Annotated in this window: 1 protein-coding gene; it reads left to right on the top strand. The window is 68.3% G+C overall.

Annotated elements, in window-relative coordinates:
* On the top strand, nt 1-262 hold a 262-nt coding region (locus KVT32_RS30435), incomplete at both ends, for an NAD-dependent epimerase/dehydratase family protein (RefSeq protein WP_217619470.1).

Genomic DNA, 262 nt, shown 5'->3' with positions numbered 1-262 from the left:
GGCACTCGGCGAATTCGCCGCCGCGCGCGCCGCCGAGGGTGCGCCGGTTACCCATGTGCGCGTGCACACCTTGTATGGCGGCGGCCTGCCCAGCCGCTTCATGTTCCTGGGCCAGATACTGGACGCCCTCGACAACGGTGCGCCGTTCCGCATGACCCAGGGCAAGCAGCTGCGCGAATACCACCATGTCGACGACGACGCCTGCGCCATTCGCATGCTTGCCGAAACCGGCGTGAACGGCGTGCTGGACCTCAGCCACGGC

Source organism: Achromobacter sp. GbtcB20 (assembly GCF_019091095.1).
In the GTDB taxonomy this organism is placed as follows: Bacteria; Pseudomonadota; Gammaproteobacteria; order Burkholderiales; family Burkholderiaceae_B; genus Achromobacter; species Achromobacter mucicolens.
This window is presented reverse-complemented; position numbering and strand designations above follow the sequence as displayed.